Below are 19,601 nucleotides of genomic sequence, written 5' to 3' on the forward strand. Positions count from 1 at the left end.
AAGCTCAAGCTTGGTCGCTTTCTGACCCATGTTGCTGGTGTGGCGCTGTGCGCTCCAGCAGCACACTCTCTTTCCGGACCTCGTTGAGAAACGCCTTGGCCAGGCGCGACAGCGGCTCGGCTTCCGACCATAGCATATAGGCCACCGCGTGCGTCGTCGGCGCGAACGGCCGCACGACGAGGCCGGTCCCGCCGTTCTGCCGCGGCGAGAAGGGATCGACCACGGCGGCGCCGACGCCGGCGGCGGCGAGCACGCAGGCCGTGTTGCAGTAGCGCACCTCGACGGTCGGCTGGAACGGCGCGCCGGCGCGTGCGAAACTGTCGCGCACGGCCTCACCAAGCCGCGTGCCGCGCTCGAGCCCGATGAAGGGCAGGCCGGACAGGTCCGCGGCCGAGATCACGGGCCGGTCGGAGAGCGGGTGCTGCGGCGGCAGCACGCACACCATCTCGCCGGTGTGCACCACCTCATGGGCTATGCCCGGATGATGTGTCAGCCCGAGCGCGAAACCGAGCTCGGCGACGCGGTTGAGCACGCCTTCGATGATGCCCTCATAGCGCCGCACGTCGAAGAACACCCGCGTCTCCGGGCGGCGGCGCAGGAAGGCTGACAGTGCCGAAGGGATGATGCTGTAGGCGAGCGGCGGCGTCGCGACCAGCGCGAGATGCCCGGAGCGGTTCTCGCGCAGATCCCGCACGCGGTTCTCGAGCTTTGCGTGCAGCGCGAAGATCGCCTCGCTCTCCTTGTAGAGCGCCATCGCTTCCGTGGTCGGAAACAGCCGGTTGTTGACGCGTTCGAACAGCGCAAAACCCGCCTGCGCCTCCATCGTCTTCAGCGCGTTGCTGACGGCGGGCTGCGACAGCGCCAGTTCGTCAGCGGCCGCAACCGTGGTGCGGTGGCGGATGACGGCGCGGAGAATCTCGAGCTGACGCAGGTTCATATCACTGCCGATTATACTCTGGGCCAAAACATCATAGCAGAACGAATTGATTTTGCAGCCCCGCTTCCGCGTAATGGCAGCGGATTTGCACGTCGCATCAAAGGGTTCATCCGCCCATTGAGGCGGCACTGCGCACAGATTGGAGGCAATCTTGGTTCGTGTCCTTCGCGCCGCCGCCGCACAGATGGGGCCGACGCAAAAAGCCGATACACGCGAGCATACGCTGTCGCGGATGCTCGCGCTGCTGGAGGAGGCGGCCGGCCGCGGCGCCAGCCTCGTGGTGTTTCCCGAGCTTGCCTTCACGACCTTCTTTCCGCGCTGGCTGCTCGAAGGCGAGGCGCTCGACCATTATTTCGAACGCGGCATGCCGAACCCGAACGTCGCCGCCTTGTTCGACCGTGCGCGTGCGCTGCGCGTCGGCTTCTATGTCGGCTATGCCGAGCTGACGCCGGATGGACGGCGCTACAATTGCGCCATCCTGGTTGACCGCGATGGCGAGCTGCTCGGCCGCTATCGCAAGGTGCATCTGCCGGGCTCGGTCGAGCCGCGACAAGGTGCGCGCTACCAGCAGCTCGAGAAACGCTATTTCGAATATGGCGATCTCGGCTTTCCGGCCTTCCGCTCCGGCTCGGCCTGGGCCCACGCCATCATGGGCATGATGATCTGCAACGATCGCCGCTGGCCGGAATCCTGGCGCGTGCTTGGCCTGCAGGGCGTCGAGCTCGTCTGCATCGGCTACAATTCGGCGGCCTATGATCCCAATGGCGGCAGCACGGAAGATGCCTCCTTGCGGACCTTCCACTCTACGCTGGTAACGCAGGCCAACGCCTACATGAACGCAACCTGGGCGATCTCGGTGGCGAAGGCGGGCGAGGAGGACGGCTCCGGGCTGATCGGCGGCTCCTGCATCGTCGATCCCAATGGCCGCATCGTGGCGCAGGCCGCAACGCTGACTGACGAGGTGATCGTCGCCGACATCGATCTCGACCTCTGCCGCCAGGGCAAGGACAAGATGTTCAACTTCGCCGCGCACCGGCGGCCGGAGCAATACAGGGTAATCACCGAACGCGCCGGCGTCATCGAACCCGCGGTTCTCGACGCGGACTGACAGGATGTTCCAACAACGTTGGCAAAGGAGCCGATATGACGCGCCTCTCGTATTTCCTCGGCATCGCAGCGCTGGCGGCCGCGACGTCCGCGCAGGCGGCGGAGCTTCCGGCCGAGATCAAGCAGGCGGGCGCGTTGAAGCTCACGGTCAACTCCACTTACGCGCCGATGGAATATCGCGATCCCGCGACCAATGAGCTCGTCGGGCTCGACGTCGATCTGGCGAACGATCTCGCCAAGCGCCTCGGCGTGAAGATCGTCTGGAGCGAGACGCCGTTCGCCGAATTGATCCCGTCGCTTCAGACCAAGCGCGCCGATTTCATCATCTCCGGCATCTCCGATCGCGCCTCGCGGCGCGAGACCGCAGATTTCGTCGATTATCTCGGGACCGGCCCACAGTTCTTCGTGATGGCGGAGAACGAAGCCAAAGCTGCGACCGATCTCTGCGGCAAGAAGGTCGGGACCACCCGCAGCACCAGCTTCCCGGTCGAGATCGAGAAGTGGAGCAAGCAGAATTGCGAGCCGGCCGGCAAGCCGGCGATCCAGTACGTGCCGGGCGAGAACTCGATCGACGTCCGCAACCAGCTCAAGCAGGGCCGCATCGACGCCGCCGTACAAGGCAGCGAGACGCTGCCTTATGCGCAGACGCAGGAGCCCGGCAAATACCGCGTGATCGGCGAGCCCTTTGCCAAAGGATATCAAGGCATCATGTTCCGCAAGGACGATGCGGCCCTGCGTGAGGTGGTGACCGAGAAGCTCACCGCGATGATCGCCGACGGCTCCTACAAGGCTGTCCTCGACAAATGGGGTCTCGGCGCCAACGCGGTCGCCCAGCCCATGCTGAACGCGGCGGCGCAATGATGCCGGCACCGGCACTCGCGGAGGGTTTTCCCGATCTGTCGGGGATGCGGATCGCGCGCAAGCCGCATTGGTTTCGCTGGCTCAGCGCAGCGCTGATCGTTGCTGTGCTCGCATTGATCGTTCGCGCCTTCGCGGGCGGCCAGATCGAATGGTCGTATGTTAGCCGCTTCCTGACCGTCAAGGTCATTCTGGAAGGCATCGTCAACACCATGGTGATGGCGGTTCTGGCAATGGCGCTCGGCATCTTCCTCGGCGTGGTCGTCGCGATCATGCGGCTGTCGCCCAATCCGGTGCTGAAGACCGTCGCCGCCGGCTACACCTGGTTATTCCGCGGTACGCCGCTGATCCTGCAACTGCTGCTGTGGTTCAATCTCGCGCTGGTGTTTCCGACCATCGGCATTCCCGGCCTGTGGAGCGCGCGCGCCGTCGACGTCATGACGCCGTTCCTTGCCGCGCTGCTCGGGCTTGGCATCAACCAGGGTGCCTATACCTCCGAAGTGATGCGCGCCGGCATGCTGTCGGTCGATATCGGGCAATATGAGGCGGCGCAGGCGATCGGCATGGGACGCTTGCGTGCGCTGCGCCGGATCGTGCTGCCGCAGGCGATGCGAGTGGTGATCCCGCCGCTCGGCAATGAGTTCATCGGCATGGTGAAGGCGACCTCGCTCGCCAGCGTCATCCAGTATCCGGAGTTGCTGCACAACGCCGAAAACATCTACTACGCCAATTCGCGCGTGATCGAACTCCTGATCGTGGCCGGGCTCTGGTACCTGCTCGTCGTCTCGGTCCTGACGCCGCTCCAGATGCTGCTCGAACGCCGTTTTGCGCGCGGCACGTTGCGGCTCGCGCGATGACAAAACCCCTCGTCGCGATCCGCTCCGTCAGCAAGAGTTTTGGCGAGTTTCAGGCTCTCAAAAATGTCTCGCTCGACATCCGGCCCGGCGAGGTGATGTGTCTGATCGGCGCCTCCGGCTCGGGCAAGACCACGCTGCTCCGCTGCATCAACCAGCTCGCCGCGATCGACAGTGGCGGCATCTGGCTCGACGGCGAGCTCTTGGGCGTGCGGGAGCAGGGCGGCCGGCTGCATCGGCTCAGCGAACGCGAGATCGGGCGGCAGCGGCTGAAGACCGGCATGGTGTTCCAGCGCTTCAACCTGTTTCCACACAAGACCGCGCTCGAAAACATCACCGAAGGTCCGCTCCAGGTCCAGCGCCGAAAATCCGACGAGGTGCGTGCGGAGGCGATCGAGCTGCTGCGGCGCGTCGGATTGTCGGCCAAAGCGGACTCGTATCCCGCCCAGCTCTCCGGCGGCCAGCAGCAGCGCGTCGCGATTGCCCGCGCGCTTGCCATGAAGCCGATGCTGATGCTGTTCGACGAGCCGACCAGCGCGCTCGATCCCGAGCTCGTCGGCGAGGTCTTGGCGGTCATGAAGGAGCTGGCGCGAAGCGGCATGACCATGATGGTCGTGACGCACGAACTCGGCTTCGCACGCGAGGTCGCCGATCGCGTCGTCTACATGGACCAGGGCGCGATCATCGAGCAGGGGCGCGCATCCGATGTCTTGGGCGCGCCGCGCGAAGAGCGCACCAGGGCATTTCTTTCGGCAGTGATCTGAAATGGGGACGTGTTGATGAAGAGACTTTTGGTAGCTGTGGCGCTGTTCGGTGCCATGAGTGTCTCGGCGATGGCCATCGAGCTGCCGGCGGAGATCGCCAAGCGCGGCAGCATCAAGGTGGCGGTGGTGCCGAACTATCCGCCGATGGAGTTCCGCGATCCCGCCACCAACGCGCTGTCGGGCTTCGATATCGACCTCGGCGAGGCGCTCGGGCGCAAGCTTGGCGTCAAGATCGAATGGACCGAGACCAGCTTTGCCGAGTTCATGCCGTCGATTTCGACGGGCCGGGTGGATGCCATTCTGTCCGGCTTCACCGACTATGCGAGCCGGCACGAGATCGCGTCCTTCGTCGATTATTTGCGCAGTGGTCCAAAGTTCTTCGTGCAGCAGTCCCGCGCGTCCGAGTTCAAGGACATGGCGGCGCTATGCGGCAAGAAGGTCGGCGCCAGCCGCCGGACCATGTTTCCGGCTGAGATCGACAAGTGGAGCCAGAAGAATTGCGGCAGCAATTCGATCCAGTTCGTCGGCACCGACGGCTCGGCCGATGCGCGTAACCAGCTCAGGCAGGGCCGTATCGACGCTGCCGTGCAGGGCAACGAAACGCTGCCCTATCTGATGGACCTCGAGCCGGGCACCTATGCGCCGGTCGGCGAGCCCTTCGCGACGCAGTTCACGGGCATCGCGCTGCCGGTCAAGGAAAAGGCGTTGCAGCAGGCGGTGGTCGAGGCGCTCGATGCGCTGATCGCTGACGGCACCTATCGTACCCTGCTTGCCAAGTGGAAACTGAACGACAACGGATTAGAGAAGGCAACCATCAATGCTGGACAGTAAGGCACTCAAGAGCATCCCGCTCGTTCCGGCCAACACCGCGGATCCCGCGCCGGAATACCCGTGGCCGAAGCCGTACAAATCGGCGATGTTCCTCTCCTTCGACGTCGACGCCGAGAGCGCCTGGACCAGCAAGGACGCGGTACATGCGCAGCGGCTCATCACCATGAGCTATGGCGGCTATGAGGCGCGCGTCGGCACGCCGAAACTCCTGGAGCTGCTCGACCAGCTCGATCTCAAGGCGACCTTCTTCGTTACGGGATGGTCGGTCGACGCGCATCCGGCAATGGCGGAATCCATCCTCAAGGCCGGTCACGAGATCGGCCATCACGGCTATCATCACTTGCTGCCTGATCCCGGCGATCCCTGGATCGAGGAGGAGTTGGAACGCGGCTTCGAGGCGCTGAAGCGCCGGCTCGGTGTCAGGCCGACCGGCTATCGCGCGCCTTACGGCGAGTTCACCGAGGAGCTGCGCGTCGCGCTGGTGCGTCATGGCATCGTCTACACGTCCTCCTTCCGTGATGACGTTCGGCCCTATCGCCATCGCCTTGCCGACGGCAAGCCCGGCACGATCGAGCTGCCGGTCACGGCGAGCTATGACGACTGGATGCACGGGCTCTCCGCGCGCTTCAGCCCGCGCTCGATCTTCCCCAAGGAACATGTGCTCTCGATCTGGAAGGACGAGCTCGACGAAACCAGAGACTGGGGCGCGATGGTGACGACGGTGCTGCATCCGCAATGCAGCGGCCGTCCGATGCGGCTGCGCCTGCTGCGCGAATTCCTGACCTACGCAAAGTCGTGCCCCGACGTCTGGATCACGACCGGCGAGAAGATCGCGGAAAATTTTCTGCGCCACGAGGCCAGCAACCGCTAGGCAAAGCCATGACCCGTCGTCGCATCCTTGTCATCAACCCCAACTCCTCCGCGTCGGTGACGGCGGCGATCGACGACGCGGTCGCGCCGCTGCGCATCGCCGGTGGGCCCGACATCGAGGTGGTTGGCCTTGCCGAGGGGCCACCGGGCATCAGCTCGCAGCGCGATGCCGACAGCGTCGTGATGCCGCTGGTCAACCGCGTGTCGCGCGACAATGCGGATGCGTTCGTGCTCGCCTGCTTCAGCGATCCCGGCCTGCATGCGGTGCGTGAAGCCGCCGGCGGCCGCCCGGTGATGGGCATCGCCGAGTGCGGCATCTTTCGCGCGCTGATGCTGGGCGAACGTTTCGGAATCATCGCGCTGTCGCCATCGAGCATTCGCCGCCAGCAGCGGATGGTGCGGGTGATGGGCGTCGATAGCCGTTATGCCGGAAGCTGGTCGGTCGGCGCGAGCGCGGCGGAGACGGCAGGCGCGGACATCCGGGGACGGTTGATCGAAGCCGGCCGCGCGCTGGTCACCCAATGCCGCGCCGATGTCGTGGTGATGGGCTGCGCCGGCATGGCTTCGCATCGCGCAGCGATTGCGGAGGCCATCGGCGTTCCCGTGGTCGAGCCGGCCCAACAGGCGGTCGCGGCCGCGATCGGTGCCGTCTTGCTCAACGGATGAGACGCAAGTGATGAGGTCTGGCTTTTCTGACACCGTTCTGGCCGCGCACTGGCTGCAACCTCTCCCGCTTGCGGGAGAGGTCGCGCCGAACGCGCGGGTGAGGGCTCTCTCCTCTTGGGGGTCCTCGCCTGCGGAGGCACCCTCTCCCCAGCCCTCCCCCGCAAGCGGGGGAGGGGGCGCACCGACGCTGCGGCTGGACATCGCGTCACACAGGAGCCACCCGTAATGCCTATCTCTCGCCGCTCGCTCCTTAGGGCCGCAGCCGCTGTGCCGGCCCTGTCATTCCCGGGCATCGTCCGCGCCGAATCCCAGACCACGCTGCGCTTCATTCCCGTGATCGACCTCGCCTTCGTCGACCCCATCTATTCCACGGCACAAGTGTCGCGAAACCACGGCTTCATGGTCTACGACACGCTCTATGGCATGAGCTCCTCCCTGCAAGTCTCGCCGCAGATGCTGTCGGGCCACGCGATCTCCGGTGACCAACTCCAGTGGGATCTGACGTTGCGCGACGGCCTGTTCTGGCACGACGGCGAGCGCGTGCTTGCGCGGGACTGCGTTGCCAGCATTCGCCGCTGGGCCTCGCGCGACGGCTTTGGCGGTGAGCTGATGGAGGCGACCGACGAGTTGTCGGCCGCTGACGACCGCACCATCCGCTTCCGCCTCAAGCGTCCATTCCCGCTGCTGCCGCAGGCGCTCGGCAAGGCCGCGATCAACGCGTGCTTCATGATGCCGGAGCGGCTCGCGAGTCAGGACCCGTTCAAGCCGCTGACCGAAGTGATCGGCAGCGGCCCGTTCCGCTATCTCGCCGACGAGCGCGTGCAGGGTGCGCGCAACGCCTATGCCAGGTTCGAGCGCTATCAGCCGCGCACGGATGGCAAGCCGGATTGGACCGCGGGCCCGAAGATCGTGCATTACGATCGGGTGGTCTGGACCACCACGCCCGATGCCGGCACCGGCGTCGCTGCGTTGCAGACCGGCGAGCAGGACTGGCAGGAGACCACGCCGCACGACCTGCTGCCGATCATCAAGGCTGCCGGCGACATCGAAACGCGCATCCTCGATCCCCGGGGTTATGCCTGTATGCTGCGCCTCAATCATCTTCAGCCGCCGTTCGACAACCCTGCCGTTCGCCGCGCGCTCCTGGGGGCGATCGATCAATCCGCCTTCATGACCGCGGTGGCCGGTACCGACCCGAACTTTCAGGTCTCCCCGATCGGCTATTTCGCGCCGAATACGCCGATGGCGAGCGAGGTTGGCCTCGACGTGTTCCGCGGCCCGCGTGACTACGCCAAGGTGAAGGCCGACCTCAAGGCCGCGGGGTATAATGGCGAGAAGATCGTGGTGCTCGTCCCCACCAACTCACTGGCGCAGAAGCCGCTCGGCGAGATCGCCGTCGATTCCTTGCGCAAGGCCGGCATGAACGTGGAATATGCCGGACTTGATTTCGCCGTGGTGTTGCAGCGCCAGCTCAAGAAGGACCCGATCGGGCAGGGCGGCTGGAGCGCCGCGGTCGGCAACTGGCAGGGCATCGACTGGCTCAATCCGGCCGGCAACACCAACATCCGCGGCGAGGGCAAGGTCGCCGGCTGGTATGCGAGTGAGAAGATGGCCGGCCTGCGCAGCCAATGGCTCGCGGCCTCGGAGCTCGCCGAGCAGCAGCGCATCTGCCGCGAGATCCAGGCGGTGGCTTTCCAGGAAATCCCCTATATTCCGATCGGCCTGTACAAGCAGCCGACTGCCTATCGCAAAACTATCACCGGCATTCTCGACGGCACCGCCGTGTTCTGGAACGTACGCCCCGCATGAGCACCTCAGCAATTTTCGGCAGCTATGTGCTGTCACGCAAGGATGGCGCGCAGGACGTGTTGCGCGACCACTGGGTCCTGATCGAAGGCAAGACCATCGCCGCGGTCACGCGCGACAAGCCGCAGGCTGACGAGGTGCATGACCGCCCCGGCCGCTTCGTGCTGCCGGGCCTGTTGAACTTGCACAATCACTGCTTCTCGGAAGCGGTGGCGCGCAGCCACACCGAGGACGGCAATGGCCGCAAGAACAACCAGAGCATCGTCTACACGGTGCTGCTGCCGCTGACCAAGCGCGGCGCCGATATCTTGTCGGCGGAAGAGCGTATGGCGGTCGCGCGGCTCGGCATTCTTCAACTCCTGAAGGGCGGCGCCACCACGGTGATGGAGCCGTTCCGCAACTCGATTCCGGAGATGTTCGACGCGGCAGAAGAGATGGGCATCCGCTTCTACGGTGCGCCCTATCTGTTTTCGACCTCGGACGCCAAGGCCGGCCCCGATGGCGTCGTGCACTATTCCGGTGATGACGGCACCGCCGACATGGCGACTTGGGATGCGCTCTACCAACGCTGGAACAATCGCGGCGACGGTCGCATCGGCCTTGCGATGAGCCCACACGCCACCGACACCTGCGGCCCCGATCTCTTGAAAGCCTGCGCCACGCGGGCGCGCGAGCTTGGGGTGCCCATCACGACCCATATGGCGCAGAGTCGCGCCGAGGTTGAAACGATCGGCAAACGCTATGGCGGCCGCACGCCGGCGCAATATCTCGACTGGCTGGGCCTGCTGGCGCCCGATCTGATGGCGGCGCACTGCATGTTCAGCACCGACGACGATCTCAAGCTGATGGCCGCGCGCGGTATGACGGTGCTCAACTGCCCGCGCGTGTTCGCGCGCACCGGCGTCACCGCCGCGTTCAGCCGGTTTGCGGAACACGGCGTTCGCACCGTGGTCGGAACCGATGGCTACAACATGGACCTGCTCGGCGAACTCAATGCCGCGTCGTTGATCTCCAAGATCACCTCAGCGCGGGCCGATGTCGCGAACTCACCCGAATTGATCGAGGCGAACACGGCAATCGCCGCCGATGTCATCTATCGGCCTGACCTCGGCCGCATCGAGCCCGGCGCGACCGCCGACCTCACGATCGTCGATCTCACCCATCCGCATCTTCAACCGCTGTTTGACCCGCGCCGCGCGCTGATCGCGCTCGCCAATCGCGCCAATATCGATCAGGTCATGGTCGACGGCCGCATGCTGGTCGATGCTGGCCGTTATCTCGGCGCTGACGAGGCGGCGATCACAGCTGCCGGGACCGCTGCGATCGGCAAGATCTGGGACCTGCCGGAGGCACAGGCCGCGTTTAACGGCTGAGCGTTCTCCTGGGAGCCACGAAGAAGGTGCGCTCCCTCTCCCGCTTGCGGGAGAGGGAGGGGAGAGGGCTCTCTCCATACTGGGAAACTCCCGATCAGGAGAGAGCCCCAACCCGGCGCTTCGCGCCGACCTCCCCCGCAAGCGGGAGAGGTTGCAGCGAGCCCGTGGCGAAATCGCTTCAACCCAAACGCGTTCTAATCCTCGAACTCCGCCAGCGCCTTGCGCATGGTTTCGACCAGATCCAGCGCCACCGGCGAGGGGCTGCGCTGCGCCGGAAAGACCGCCGAGAATTCGAAGTCGATGCGCGGCAGGAAGCGGCGCACGACGACGCCGCGGGTGGAAAATTCCTGCGCGGTGAAAGGATCGCAGATCGCAACGCCGAGCCCCGACGACACCATGCCGCACATGATCTCCGACAGCGTGGTCTCGACCCTGAGCACGCGGCGGACATCGTGGCGATGGAAGACCTGGTCGACGAGATGCCGGCTCGACGAGCCCGCTGACAACGAGATGAACGTCTCGCCCTCGAAATCGCGCGGTTGCAAAACTTCCTTTTCCGCGAGGCGGTGACCGGTGGGCAGCACTGCAACGCGCGCCGGCGCCGGCAGCTTCTGGCTCGGAAGGCCCGAATGCGCGATCGGCACCTCGGCAAAGCCGACGTCACACTGATTGTTCAGTACCCAGTCGACCACGATCGGCGAGATCACGCCGAAGAAAGCGAGGTTGAGGTTCGGCCGCTCCTTCAGGAAGTGCCCGGTGAGCCGCGGCAAATAGCCATTGGACAATGCTGGAAGTGCCGCGATCCGCAGCGAGCCGGTGCGGCGGCCGCGGATTTCTTCGGCTGCCGCGGTGATGCGTTCGAGGCCGACGAAGGAGCGCTCGACTTCGGTGTAGAGCGCCATGGCCGCAGCGGTCGGCACGAGGCCGGTGCCGCGCCGTTCGAACAGCTCCATCTTCAACAGCGCCTGGAGGTCGCGCAGCAACCGGGAGACCGCCGGCTGCGTCACGGTCATCAGCGCCGCCGCCTCAGTCACGCTGCCGGTCAGCATCGTCGCCCGGAAGGCCTCCACCTGCCGCGAATTGATCCGCGCCATCCTGATTTCCATTCATAACATTTGGGCATGCAGAGGCTGCCATTATTCATTGGACGATGGAAGCCAGAGTTTGCGATCTTTTTCATCAGAGCTGGAGACGGCCCGCTTTTTCGGCAGATTGGAGGGGTTCAAACCTCCGGATCGCGCCAAAACCCGTCGAACAGGGGCCGGAGCCCTGGTCGGACGCGGGATTCGCGCGGAAGGAAATGCGGAAGGTTCAGCCAACGAGACACGTCGGCACGTCACCTCATCCCGGTATGGAGATCGGACCACATGAAGACTTTTCGCCTTCTGACAGCGGTCAGCATCGCGACTCTCATCGCCGCCCCGTCGGTCGCCACGGCCCAGCAAAAGACGCTCTACGTCGCCGGCTATGGCGGCTCGTTCGAGAAGACCATCCGCGACGAGGTGATCCCGGCCTTCGAGAAGGAGAACGGCGTCAAGGTCGAGTACGTGGCCGGCAATTCCACCGACACGCTGGCCAAGCTCCAGGCGCAGAAGGGCAACCAGCAGATCGATGTCGCCATCGTTGACGACGGCCCGATGTACCAGGCGATCCAGCTCGGCTTCTGCGGCAAGCTCGAGGGCTTGCCGGCCGATCTCTATGACACCGCCCGCTTCAAGGACGATCGCGCGGTCGCAATCGGCATCGTCGCCACCGGCCTGATGTATAACACCAAGGTGTTTGCAGAGAAGGGCTGGGCGCCGCCGACCTCCTGGAACGATTTGAAAGACACGAAATACGCCAAGCAGCTCGTGATTCCGCCGATCAACAACACCTATGGCCTCGAAGCGCTGGTGATGCTGTCGAAGATGAATGGCGGCGGCGAGTCCAATGTCGATTCCGGCTTCAAGATCTTCAAGGAGCAGATCAATGCGAACGTGCTCGCTTATGAGCCGTCGCCGGGCAAGATGACCGAGCTGTTTCAGTCCGGCCAGGCCGTGATCGCGGTGTGGGGCACGGGCCGCGTGCAGAGCTTTGCCAATACCGGCTTCCCCGTAGACTTCGTCTATCCGAAGGAGGGGGCCGCGACGCTGCTGACCACCGCCTGTCCGATCACCAAGCCGAACGCCTCGCCGCTTGCGTCCAGCTTCGTCAAGATGCTGCTCGAACCCAAGATCCAGCTCGTGATGCTGAAGGACTACGGCTACGGCCCGGTGCTGAAATCGCTGATCATCCCGCCCGAGCTCGGCAAGATGGCGCCGATCGGCGAGCGCGCCGCAAAGCTGTACAATCCGGATTGGACCGTCATCAACGAGAAGCGCGAGGAATGGACCAAGCGCTGGAATCGCGAGGTCGAACGCTGATCGGTCATACCGGAGACAGTGCGATGGCCTATCTCGAGCTCGAAGGGGTCGCCAAGCAATTCGGAGCGCAGACTGTCGTCGACGACTTCAGTCTCGCCGTCGGGAAGGGGGAGTTCGTCTCCTTTCTCGGCCCCTCCGGCTGCGGCAAGACCACGACCCTGCAGATGATCGCGGGCTTTCTTGATCCGACGCGCGGCACGATCCGCCTGGAGGGCAAGGACCTGACCGCGATCCATCCGGCCAAACGCGGGCTCGGCATCGTGTTCCAGAGCTACGCGCTGTTTCCACACATGACCGCGGCCGAGAATGTCGCCTTCGGCCTCGAGATGCGCAACGTACCGCGTGGCGAACGGACCGAGCGCGTCCGCGCCGCGCTCGCGATGGTCGGGCTTGCCGGCTATGAGGATCGTCACCCGCGCCGCATGTCCGGCGGCCAGCAGCAGCGGGTGGCGCTGGCGCGCGCGCTGGTGATCAAGCCGAGCGTATTGCTGCTCGACGAGCCGCTATCCAATCTCGATGCCAAGCTGCGCGAGGAGATGCAGATCGAGCTGCGCCAGATCCAGCGCACCATCGGCACCACCACGATCCTCGTCACCCACGACCAGAACGAGGCGATGTCGCTGTCCGACCGTATCGTGGTGATGAGCCAGGGCCGGATCGAGCAGATCGGCACGCCGCAGGAGACCTATGAGAAGCCGGCCTCGGCCTTCGTCTCGCAGTTTTTGGGCAAGACCAACGACTTTGCCGCGACGATAGATCGGGCGAGTGCGCCTGCGCGATTGATCGCCGGCTCGTGGAGTGCGCCTGCGCCTGCCGGGCGCAATGGTCCCGTCACCATCAGCATTCGCCCCGAGCGGATCGACTTTGGCGACGCAGGCCTCAGTGCAAAGATCGTCACGCGCATCTTCCAGGGCAATCACTGGCTGTTCCAGTGCGAGAGCGAATGTGGCCCGGCGACCGTGATCCGCCAGAATGACGGCCGGTCGCAGCCGGCCGAAGGCGAGGCAGTTCACCTCACCTGGCGGCCGGAGGACATGGGCGTGAGGGGCGTCGCATGAGCGCTTCCGCCGAGGAACGAAACGCACGCACGCCCTGGGCGCTGACCGCGCCCGCTTTGATGCTGTTCATCGGCGTGCTCCTGATTCCGCTCGCAATGACTGTGATGCTGTCGTTCCACGATTGGGGCCAGTATAAGGGCATCGAGCCGGTCTTCATCCTCAAGAACTGGCACGAGATCGCAACCGATCCCTATTACGCCGAGATGTTCGGGCGGACGTTTCGCATCGCGATCCTGACCACGCTGCTCACCGCGCTGCTCGGTGCACCCGAAGCCTACATCGTCAATCGCATGGGCGGACGCTGGAAGAGCGTTTTCCTGCTGGTCATCCTGGGGCCGCTGCTGATTTCCGTGGTGGCGCGGACGCTCGGCTGGGCGCTGCTGTTCGGCGGTAACAACGGGCTGGTCAACAAGCTGTTGATGTCGGCCGGGCTGATCCGCGCGCCCATCCCCTTCATGTTCACTGAAACCGGGATGGTGGTCGCGCTTGCGCACGTGATGATGCCGTTCATGGTGCTGTCGGTGTGGGCGGCTCTGCAGCGTCTCGACCCGCAGATCGAGAATGCCGCGTTGTCGCTCGGCGCCGGCCCTGTGACCATAATCCGCCGCATCATCATGCCGCAGATCATGCCGGGCGTACTGTCAGGGGCGATCATCGTGTTCTCGCTCTCGGCCAGTGCGTTTGCGACGCCCGCCATCATTGGCGGCCGCCGGCTCAAGGTCGCGGCGACGCTCGCCTATGACGAGTTCCTCAACACGCTGAACTGGCCGCTGGGTGCGGCGGTCGCCACGCTGCTGCTGGCCGCGCTGGTCTTAATCGTCGTCGGCAGCAACGCACTGATCGAGCGTCGTTACGCGGAGGTGTTCCGATGAGCCGGAACGGCCCGCTTGCGCTGATCTTCCACATCGTCTTCGTCATCGTCATGGTGGCACCGATCCTCGTCGTCTGCCTCGTCGCGTTCACGCCAGAAGGCTTCCTGTCGCTGCCGACCAACGGCTTTTCGTTGCGCTGGTTCAGGGCGATCGCCAACTATCCCGAATTCGTCCATGCTTTCTGGGTCAGCCTTGGCCTTGGCGCATTATCGTCGTTCGTCGCGCTATTATTCGCGGTACCGGCGGCGCTCGCGATCGCGCGCTATCGGTTCCGCGGTCGAGATGCGCTCGCGGCCCTCTTTCTCTCGCCGCTGATGATCCCGCATATCGTGCTCGGCATCGCCTTCCTGCGCTTCTTCACGTCGGCGGGCCTCGGCGGCAGCTTTGCCGCGCTGATCATCGCGCATGTCATCATCGTGTTTCCGTTCGCGCTGCGGCTGACGCTTGCGGCGGCGACCGGCATGGATTTGTCGGTCGAGATGGCGGCGGTCTCGCTCGGTGCCGGCGGCTGGACGCTGTTCCGCCGCGTGACGCTGCCGTTGATCCTGCCCGGCGTCATCAGCGGCTGGGCACTCGCCTTCATCCAGTCCTTCGACGATCTCACCATGACCGTCTTCCTCGCGGCACCCGGCACCGAAACATTGCCGGTGCGCATGTTTCTGTACATCCAGGACAACATCGATCCGCTGGTGACGTCGGTCTCGGCCTGCGTGATCGCGATCACCATGACCGCCCTTATTCTGCTCGACCGCTTCTACGGGCTCGACCGCGTGCTCGCCGGCAAGGGCGATACAGGGCGATAGGAGAATCCATGCGAACAGATTACGACGTCGCCGTCGTCGGCGGCGGATTGCTCGGCTCCGCGATTGCGTGGGGCCTGGGAAGGCTCGGCAAGAAGGTGGCCGTGCTCGACGAAGGCGACATCACAAAGCGTGCTTCGCGCGCGAATTTTGCGCTGGTCTGGGTACAGAGCAAAGGGCTTGGCATGCCGGCCTATACCGTTTGGACGGTGCAGGCGTCGCAGGCGTGGAGCCGGCTCGCGTCCGAGCTGAAGCAGCAGACCGGCCTGGATGTCTCTCTTCAGCAGAATGGCGGATTTCATCTCACGCTCGGCGAGGACGAATTCGGCCAGCGCGCTGAGCTGGTCAAGCGCATGCACAACCAGACGGGCGCCGCCGACTACAAGATGGAGATGCTCTCCGCCTCCGAAGTGAAGAAGTCACTGCCGCTGATCGGCCCCGAAGTTTCCGGCGGAAGCTATTGCCCGCTTGACGGTCACGTCAATTCGCTGCGGACCTTTCGTGCGTTCCACACCGGCTTTAGGGCATTCGGCATCGACTATTTTCCGGAGCGTCCGGTCTCGGCGATCAGCAAGAGTGGCGACGAATTCCGCCTGACGACGCCGCAGGGCGAACTCCGTGCCGCCAAGATCGTGCTCGCCGCCGGCAATGCCAACCAGACGCTGGCGCCGATGGTCGGTCTCTACGCCCCGATGGGCCCGACCCGTGGCCAGATCGTAGTGACCGAACGCACCATGCCGTTCCTGCCGCATCCGCTGACAACGATCCGTCAGACCGACGAGGGCACGGTGATGATCGGCGACAGCAAAGAAGACGAGCTCGACGATCGCACGCTGAAGCACTCGATCAGCGCCGTGATGACCGATCGTGCCCAGCGCATGTTCCCGCATCTCGCGCGGCTCAACGTGGTCAGGAGCTGGGCCGGCATTCGCGTCATGCCGCAGGACGGCTTTCCGATCTACGACCAGTCGGAGACGCATCCCGGCGCTTTCGTTGCCTGCTGCCATTCCGGCGTGACGCTCGCCTCCAACCACGCCTTCGAGATCGCACGCATGGTTGCGCAGGGCGCGCTCGAGCCCGAGCTGGTCGGCGCGTTTTCAGCCAGTCGGTTTAGCGCCGCCGGTGCTGCGAACAACAGCGGCTACTAGCGACATTGAAGGAACCAAGATGTTCAAACGATCCGAACAGGACAAGCGGCCGCCAGTGCAGATCTTCGTCGACGGCGTTGCCGTCGCGGCGCGGCAGGGCGATACCGTCTCCGCAGCGCTACTGGCTTCGAACTGCGATGCCCGCCGTTCGACCGCGGTGAGCGGTGCGCCGCGTCTGCCCTATTGCATGATGGGCGTGTGCTTCGACTGCCTCGTCACCATCGACGGCGTCGGCAACCGCCAGGGCTGCCTTGTGCCCGTCGCCGAGGGCATGCAGGTCGAGATCCAGAAGGGCAAGCGGGAGATCGGAAAATGACTGTGGCTCCCAAGCGCGAAGACTACGATGTGGTGGTGGTCGGCGCCGGGCCTGCCGGCCTCGCCGCCGCCGCGACATCCGCCGAAGCCGGCCTGTCGACGTTGCTGCTCGACGAGAATATCGGCCCCGGCGGCCAGGTGTTTCGTGCCATCGCCTCGACGCCCGTGACCGACCGCAAACAGCTCGGTGAGGACTATTGGGTCGGTTCCGATCTCGTGCAGGCGCTGCGCGCAGGCAACGCCGAGGTCATTCACCGCGCCACGGTCTGGAGCCTCGACCGCAACCTCGAGATCGCGGTCTCGATCGGCGGCGCCTCGGCCTTCGTCAAGGCGAAACGCGTGATCCTCGCGACCGGCGCGCTGGAGCGGCCATTCCCGATTCCCGGCTGGACGCTGCCGGGCGTGATGACCGCGGGCGCCGCGCAGACGATGTTGAAATCATCGGCCCTGGTGCCGGATGGCCGTACGGTGATCGCAGGACAGGGGCCGCTGCTCTGGCTCCTCGCCGCGCAGATATTGCGTCTCGGCGGCCGCATCGATCGCATTCTCGACACCACCGAGCGCGGCAATTATTTCGCGGCTCTTCCCCACGCCTTCGCTTTCCTGACGTCGCCCTATTTCGCCAAGGGCCTGTCAATGATGCGCGAGGTGAAGGCGAAGGTGCAGGTCGTCTCCGGCGTCACCGAGCTTTCGGCATCTGGCGACGGCCAGCTCGCGAGCGTGAGCTATGTCGCCGGCGGCGAACGCGAGACCGTCCTTGCGGATCTCTTGCTGCTGCACCAGGGCGTCGTGCCCAACGTCAATCTGGCGATGGCGGCCGGAATCGAGCATCGCTGGGATGATCTGCAATTGTGCTGGTCTCCGGTGCTCGATGCCAGCGGCACTTCGTCGGTCGCGGGCATTGCGATCGCCGGCGACGGTGCCGGCATCGGCGGCGCGAACGCAGCCGTGGTGCGCGGCCGCATCGCGGCGCGCGCGGCAGTGGAGGCGTTGGCGCCTGCGGCGGCGACAAAGCTTGCGACGATGGCGACGCTCCGCGCCGATCTCGCCAAGGCCGAGCGTGGCCGCGTTTTCCTGGACACGCTGTTCCGTCCGGCGCAGCAGTTTCGCATTCCCGCGGGCGACACCATCGTCTGTCGCTGCGAGGAGGTCACCGCAAAGGATATTCTCGACGCCGTCGCGATCGGCGCGACCGGGCCGAACCAGCTCAAGGCCTATCGCCGCACCGGCATGGGTCCGTGCCAGGGTCGGCTCTGCGGCCTCACCGTCACCGAGCTGATGGCGCAGGCACGAGGCAAGAGCCCGCAGGAGATCGGCTATTACCGGCTGCGCGCGCCGGTCAAGCCGATCACGCTCGCCGAGCTTGCCGCGGTTCCAAAGAGCGAAGACGACATCAAGGCGGTGGTGCGCGGATGACTAAAAACGTGGATGCGATCGTCGTCGGCGGCGGCATCCACGGGTGCTCGACTGCGCTGCATCTGTGTCTTGCCGGCCTGAAGCCGGTGCTGATCGAGAAGGACTATGCCGGCCGGCACGCCTCCGGCGTCAACGCCGGCGGCGTGCGCCAGCTTGCGCGGCACATCCCCGAAATCCCGCTTTCGATCCGCTCGATGGGAATCTGGGAGAAGATCACCGATCTCCTCGACGACGATTGCAGCTTCGAGAGCTATGGCCAGGTTCTCGTCGCAGAGAACGAGGAGGAACTCGCGGCCTGCCGTGCACGTGTGGCCGAGCTCAACGCGCTCGGCTTCACCCATGAGGAGCTGATCGATGCGGCCGAGCTGCGGCGCCTCGTGCCTGCGGTCGCCGAGACCTGTCCCGGCGGCGTGGTCTCGCGCCGCGACGGTGCAGCCAATCCCGCGCAGGCGACGACGGCGTTCCGGCGCAAGGCCGGGCAGCTCGGTGCGACCGTGCGCGAGGGCATTGCCGCCACGAACATCCGGCACACCGATGGCCTCTGGCATGTCGATGTCGGCGCCGAGAGCTTTGCCGCGCCCGTGCTCGTCAATGCCGCCGGCGCCTGGGCCGGGACCATCGCAGCCGCGCTCGGTGAGCCCGTTCCGGTCGAGACAGTTGCGCCGATGCTGATGATCACCTCGCGCGTGCCGCATTTCATCGACCCGGTCGTGATCCTGCGCGGTCGCAAACTGTCATTCAAGCAATTCAGGAACGGCACGGTGCTGATCGGCGGCGGCCATCTGGCAACGCCGTACCGAGATCGCAACGAGACCGTGCTGGACTGGAAGAGCCTCGCGACGAGCGCCCGCACCGTGTTCGAGCTGTTCCCGGTCATGCGCGACGCGACGATCATGCGGGCCTGGGCCGGCATCGAGGCCAAGACCAAGGACGATCTGCCCGTGTTCGGACCGAGCAGCCGCCACAAGGGCCTCTATCACCAGTTCGGCTTCTCGCTCCACGGTTTCCAGCTCGGCCCCGGCGCGGGCGCCGTCATGGCGGAGCTGATTGTCAATGGCGGCACCCAGACCCGCATCGGCGATCTCGGCATCGACCGTTTCCATCCCTCCACGCTCTAGCAACAAGAGGACATCATGAGCATCACCCGCAGCATCCGCACGCCCATCATGCACCGCGCCGTCGAAGCCAACGGCTTCGTCTTCATTGGCGGCACCATCGCCGACGACACCTCGGTGTCGATGGGCGAGCAGACCCGCAACATCCTCGGCAAGATCGCGGGCTATCTGAAGGAAGCGGGCACCGACAAGTCGCGCGTTGTGAGCACCTCGATCTTTGTCACGGATCTTTCCAAGAAGAAGGAGATGGACGCGGTCTGGACCGAGTTCTTCGGCGACAATCTGCCGACCCGTGCCACCGTCGGCGTCGCCGATCTCGGCGGCAGCGCGCTGATCGAGGTCGTGGTCACCGCGCTCAAGGGCTGATCGCGCAGGCCGGCGGGCACGTCAGCACTCCCGCGCGCTGTCG

Annotated in this window: 20 protein-coding genes; 18 read left to right on the top strand and 2 right to left on the bottom strand. The window is 65.1% G+C overall.

The genetic code is table 11. The features are described from left to right. Positions 1-4: 4 nt before the first annotated feature. On the bottom strand, positions 5-937 hold the full coding sequence (locus ABIB80_RS07655; protein WP_007596406.1) for a LysR family transcriptional regulator: 933 nt from the start codon (positions 935-937) through the stop codon (positions 5-7). A gap of 151 nt (positions 938-1,088) precedes the next feature. Here ABIB80_RS07655 and ABIB80_RS07660 point away from each other — a divergent pair, with 151 nt between their 5' ends. The 9 genes from ABIB80_RS07660 to ABIB80_RS07700 all read left to right on the top strand — a co-directional run bounded on the left by ABIB80_RS07660 (position 1,089) and on the right by ABIB80_RS07700 (position 10,066). Further along, positions 1,089-2,045 (top strand): N-carbamoyl-D-amino-acid hydrolase, encoded by a 957-nt coding sequence (locus ABIB80_RS07660; protein WP_007596405.1) that lies wholly within the window; start codon positions 1,089-1,091, stop codon positions 2,043-2,045. A gap of 35 nt (positions 2,046-2,080) precedes the next feature. Next, on the top strand, positions 2,081-2,905 hold the full coding sequence (locus ABIB80_RS07665) for an ABC transporter substrate-binding protein (RefSeq protein WP_007596404.1): 825 nt from the start codon (positions 2,081-2,083) through the stop codon (positions 2,903-2,905). Then, the gene (locus ABIB80_RS07670; protein ID WP_035993541.1) at positions 2,902-3,759 is read left to right on the top strand and encodes an amino acid ABC transporter permease; all 858 of its coding nucleotides are present in this window, start codon (positions 2,902-2,904) and stop codon (positions 3,757-3,759) included. Before ABIB80_RS07665 ends, ABIB80_RS07670 begins: the two co-directional genes overlap by 4 nt. After that, entirely contained in the window at positions 3,756-4,520 is a 765-nt protein-coding gene (locus ABIB80_RS07675; protein ID WP_354127178.1) for an amino acid ABC transporter ATP-binding protein, read from the top strand. Before ABIB80_RS07670 ends, ABIB80_RS07675 begins: the two co-directional genes overlap by 4 nt. 15 nt (positions 4,521-4,535) lie before the next feature. Then, complete coding sequence (locus ABIB80_RS07680) at positions 4,536-5,351, top strand: ABC transporter substrate-binding protein (protein ID WP_007596398.1); 816 nt, start codon at positions 4,536-4,538, stop codon at positions 5,349-5,351. Continuing rightward, positions 5,338-6,222 (top strand): polysaccharide deacetylase family protein, encoded by an 885-nt coding sequence (locus tag ABIB80_RS07685; RefSeq protein WP_007596396.1) that lies wholly within the window; start codon positions 5,338-5,340, stop codon positions 6,220-6,222. The genes ABIB80_RS07680 and ABIB80_RS07685 overlap by 14 nt, the downstream gene beginning before the upstream one ends. Before the next feature lie 8 nt (positions 6,223-6,230). After that, positions 6,231-6,887: an aspartate/glutamate racemase family protein gene (locus ABIB80_RS07690; RefSeq protein WP_007596394.1), complete on the top strand. Its 657-nt coding sequence runs from the start codon at positions 6,231-6,233 to the stop codon at positions 6,885-6,887. Positions 6,888-7,112: 225 nt separating this feature from the next. Further along, positions 7,113-8,696: an ABC transporter substrate-binding protein gene (locus ABIB80_RS07695; protein ID WP_007596390.1), complete on the top strand. Its 1,584-nt coding sequence runs from the start codon at positions 7,113-7,115 to the stop codon at positions 8,694-8,696. Next, positions 8,693-10,066, top strand: a complete 1,374-nt coding sequence (locus tag ABIB80_RS07700; protein ID WP_007596388.1) for an amidohydrolase family protein — start codon at positions 8,693-8,695, stop codon at positions 10,064-10,066. The genes ABIB80_RS07695 and ABIB80_RS07700 overlap by 4 nt, the downstream gene beginning before the upstream one ends. 194 nt (positions 10,067-10,260) lie before the next feature. Here the strand turns inward: ABIB80_RS07700 and ABIB80_RS07705 are convergent, their stop codons facing one another. Beyond that, positions 10,261-11,160 (bottom strand): LysR substrate-binding domain-containing protein, encoded by a 900-nt coding sequence (locus ABIB80_RS07705; protein ID WP_007596387.1) that lies wholly within the window; start codon positions 11,158-11,160, stop codon positions 10,261-10,263. A gap of 273 nt (positions 11,161-11,433) precedes the next feature. Here ABIB80_RS07705 and ABIB80_RS07710 point away from each other — a divergent pair, with 273 nt between their 5' ends. The 9 genes from ABIB80_RS07710 to ABIB80_RS07750 are packed head-to-tail and all read left to right on the top strand — an operon-like array spanning position 11,434 to position 19,558. Next, positions 11,434-12,468, top strand: coding sequence for an ABC transporter substrate-binding protein (locus ABIB80_RS07710; protein WP_007596385.1), 1,035 nt, complete (start codon positions 11,434-11,436; stop codon positions 12,466-12,468). A gap of 23 nt (positions 12,469-12,491) precedes the next feature. Beyond that, positions 12,492-13,526: an ABC transporter ATP-binding protein gene (locus tag ABIB80_RS07715; protein WP_007596383.1), complete on the top strand. Its 1,035-nt coding sequence runs from the start codon at positions 12,492-12,494 to the stop codon at positions 13,524-13,526. Beyond that, positions 13,523-14,398 carry an ABC transporter permease gene (locus ABIB80_RS07720; protein WP_354127179.1) on the top strand — a complete coding sequence of 292 codons (876 nt, stop codon included), beginning with the start codon at positions 13,523-13,525 and terminating at the stop codon, positions 14,396-14,398. Before ABIB80_RS07715 ends, ABIB80_RS07720 begins: the two co-directional genes overlap by 4 nt. Then, positions 14,395-15,201 (top strand): ABC transporter permease, encoded by an 807-nt coding sequence (locus tag ABIB80_RS07725; protein ID WP_007596380.1) that lies wholly within the window; start codon positions 14,395-14,397, stop codon positions 15,199-15,201. The genes ABIB80_RS07720 and ABIB80_RS07725 overlap by 4 nt, the downstream gene beginning before the upstream one ends. An 8-nt stretch (positions 15,202-15,209) precedes the next feature. After that, positions 15,210-16,346 (top strand): NAD(P)/FAD-dependent oxidoreductase, encoded by a 1,137-nt coding sequence (locus ABIB80_RS07730; protein WP_007596378.1) that lies wholly within the window; start codon positions 15,210-15,212, stop codon positions 16,344-16,346. Positions 16,347-16,365: 19 nt separating this feature from the next. Beyond that, positions 16,366-16,662 (top strand): (2Fe-2S)-binding protein, encoded by a 297-nt coding sequence (locus ABIB80_RS07735; RefSeq protein WP_007596376.1) that lies wholly within the window; start codon positions 16,366-16,368, stop codon positions 16,660-16,662. Then, on the top strand, positions 16,659-18,077 hold the full coding sequence (locus ABIB80_RS07740; protein ID WP_219681719.1) for an FAD/NAD(P)-dependent oxidoreductase: 1,419 nt from the start codon (positions 16,659-16,661) through the stop codon (positions 18,075-18,077). The genes ABIB80_RS07735 and ABIB80_RS07740 overlap by 4 nt, the downstream gene beginning before the upstream one ends. After that, a complete protein-coding gene (locus tag ABIB80_RS07745; RefSeq protein ID WP_007596368.1) occupies positions 18,074-19,195 on the top strand; it encodes an NAD(P)/FAD-dependent oxidoreductase in 1,122 nt (373 codons plus the stop codon). Before ABIB80_RS07740 ends, ABIB80_RS07745 begins: the two co-directional genes overlap by 4 nt. Before the next feature lie 15 nt (positions 19,196-19,210). After that, positions 19,211-19,558 (top strand): RidA family protein, encoded by a 348-nt coding sequence (locus ABIB80_RS07750; RefSeq protein ID WP_007596366.1) that lies wholly within the window; start codon positions 19,211-19,213, stop codon positions 19,556-19,558. Positions 19,559-19,601: the final 43 nt, after the last annotated feature.

This window comes from Bradyrhizobium sp. i1.15.2 (assembly GCF_040548425.1).
GTDB classification, from domain to species: domain Bacteria; phylum Pseudomonadota; class Alphaproteobacteria; order Rhizobiales; family Xanthobacteraceae; genus Bradyrhizobium; species Bradyrhizobium canariense.

What these genes read in the sequence shown, in the direction of transcription:
- ABIB80_RS07655 (WP_007596406.1), bottom strand. Translation starts at nt 937, where the DNA reads ATGAACCTGCGTCAGCTCGAGATTCTCCGCGCCGTCATCCGCCACCGC.
- ABIB80_RS07665 (WP_007596404.1), top strand. Translation starts at nt 2,081, where the DNA reads ATGACGCGCCTCTCGTATTTCCTCGGCATCGCAGCGCTGGCGGCCGCG.
- ABIB80_RS07670 (WP_035993541.1), top strand. Translation starts at nt 2,902, where the DNA reads ATGATGCCGGCACCGGCACTCGCGGAGGGTTTTCCCGATCTGTCGGGG.
- ABIB80_RS07675 (WP_354127178.1), top strand. Translation starts at nt 3,756, where the DNA reads ATGACAAAACCCCTCGTCGCGATCCGCTCCGTCAGCAAGAGTTTTGGC.
- ABIB80_RS07680 (WP_007596398.1), top strand. Translation starts at nt 4,536, where the DNA reads ATGAAGAGACTTTTGGTAGCTGTGGCGCTGTTCGGTGCCATGAGTGTC.
- ABIB80_RS07685 (WP_007596396.1), top strand. Translation starts at nt 5,338, where the DNA reads ATGCTGGACAGTAAGGCACTCAAGAGCATCCCGCTCGTTCCGGCCAAC.
- ABIB80_RS07690 (WP_007596394.1), top strand. Translation starts at nt 6,231, where the DNA reads ATGACCCGTCGTCGCATCCTTGTCATCAACCCCAACTCCTCCGCGTCG.
- ABIB80_RS07695 (WP_007596390.1), top strand. Translation starts at nt 7,113, where the DNA reads ATGCCTATCTCTCGCCGCTCGCTCCTTAGGGCCGCAGCCGCTGTGCCG.
- ABIB80_RS07700 (WP_007596388.1), top strand. Translation starts at nt 8,693, where the DNA reads ATGAGCACCTCAGCAATTTTCGGCAGCTATGTGCTGTCACGCAAGGAT.
- ABIB80_RS07705 (WP_007596387.1), bottom strand. Translation starts at nt 11,160, where the DNA reads ATGGCGCGGATCAATTCGCGGCAGGTGGAGGCCTTCCGGGCGACGATG.
- ABIB80_RS07710 (WP_007596385.1), top strand. Translation starts at nt 11,434, where the DNA reads ATGAAGACTTTTCGCCTTCTGACAGCGGTCAGCATCGCGACTCTCATC.
- ABIB80_RS07715 (WP_007596383.1), top strand. Translation starts at nt 12,492, where the DNA reads ATGGCCTATCTCGAGCTCGAAGGGGTCGCCAAGCAATTCGGAGCGCAG.
- ABIB80_RS07720 (WP_354127179.1), top strand. Translation starts at nt 13,523, where the DNA reads ATGAGCGCTTCCGCCGAGGAACGAAACGCACGCACGCCCTGGGCGCTG.
- ABIB80_RS07725 (WP_007596380.1), top strand. Translation starts at nt 14,395, where the DNA reads ATGAGCCGGAACGGCCCGCTTGCGCTGATCTTCCACATCGTCTTCGTC.
- ABIB80_RS07730 (WP_007596378.1), top strand. Translation starts at nt 15,210, where the DNA reads ATGCGAACAGATTACGACGTCGCCGTCGTCGGCGGCGGATTGCTCGGC.
- ABIB80_RS07735 (WP_007596376.1), top strand. Translation starts at nt 16,366, where the DNA reads ATGTTCAAACGATCCGAACAGGACAAGCGGCCGCCAGTGCAGATCTTC.
- ABIB80_RS07740 (WP_219681719.1), top strand. Translation starts at nt 16,659, where the DNA reads ATGACTGTGGCTCCCAAGCGCGAAGACTACGATGTGGTGGTGGTCGGC.
- ABIB80_RS07745 (WP_007596368.1), top strand. Translation starts at nt 18,074, where the DNA reads ATGACTAAAAACGTGGATGCGATCGTCGTCGGCGGCGGCATCCACGGG.
- ABIB80_RS07750 (WP_007596366.1), top strand. Translation starts at nt 19,211, where the DNA reads ATGAGCATCACCCGCAGCATCCGCACGCCCATCATGCACCGCGCCGTC.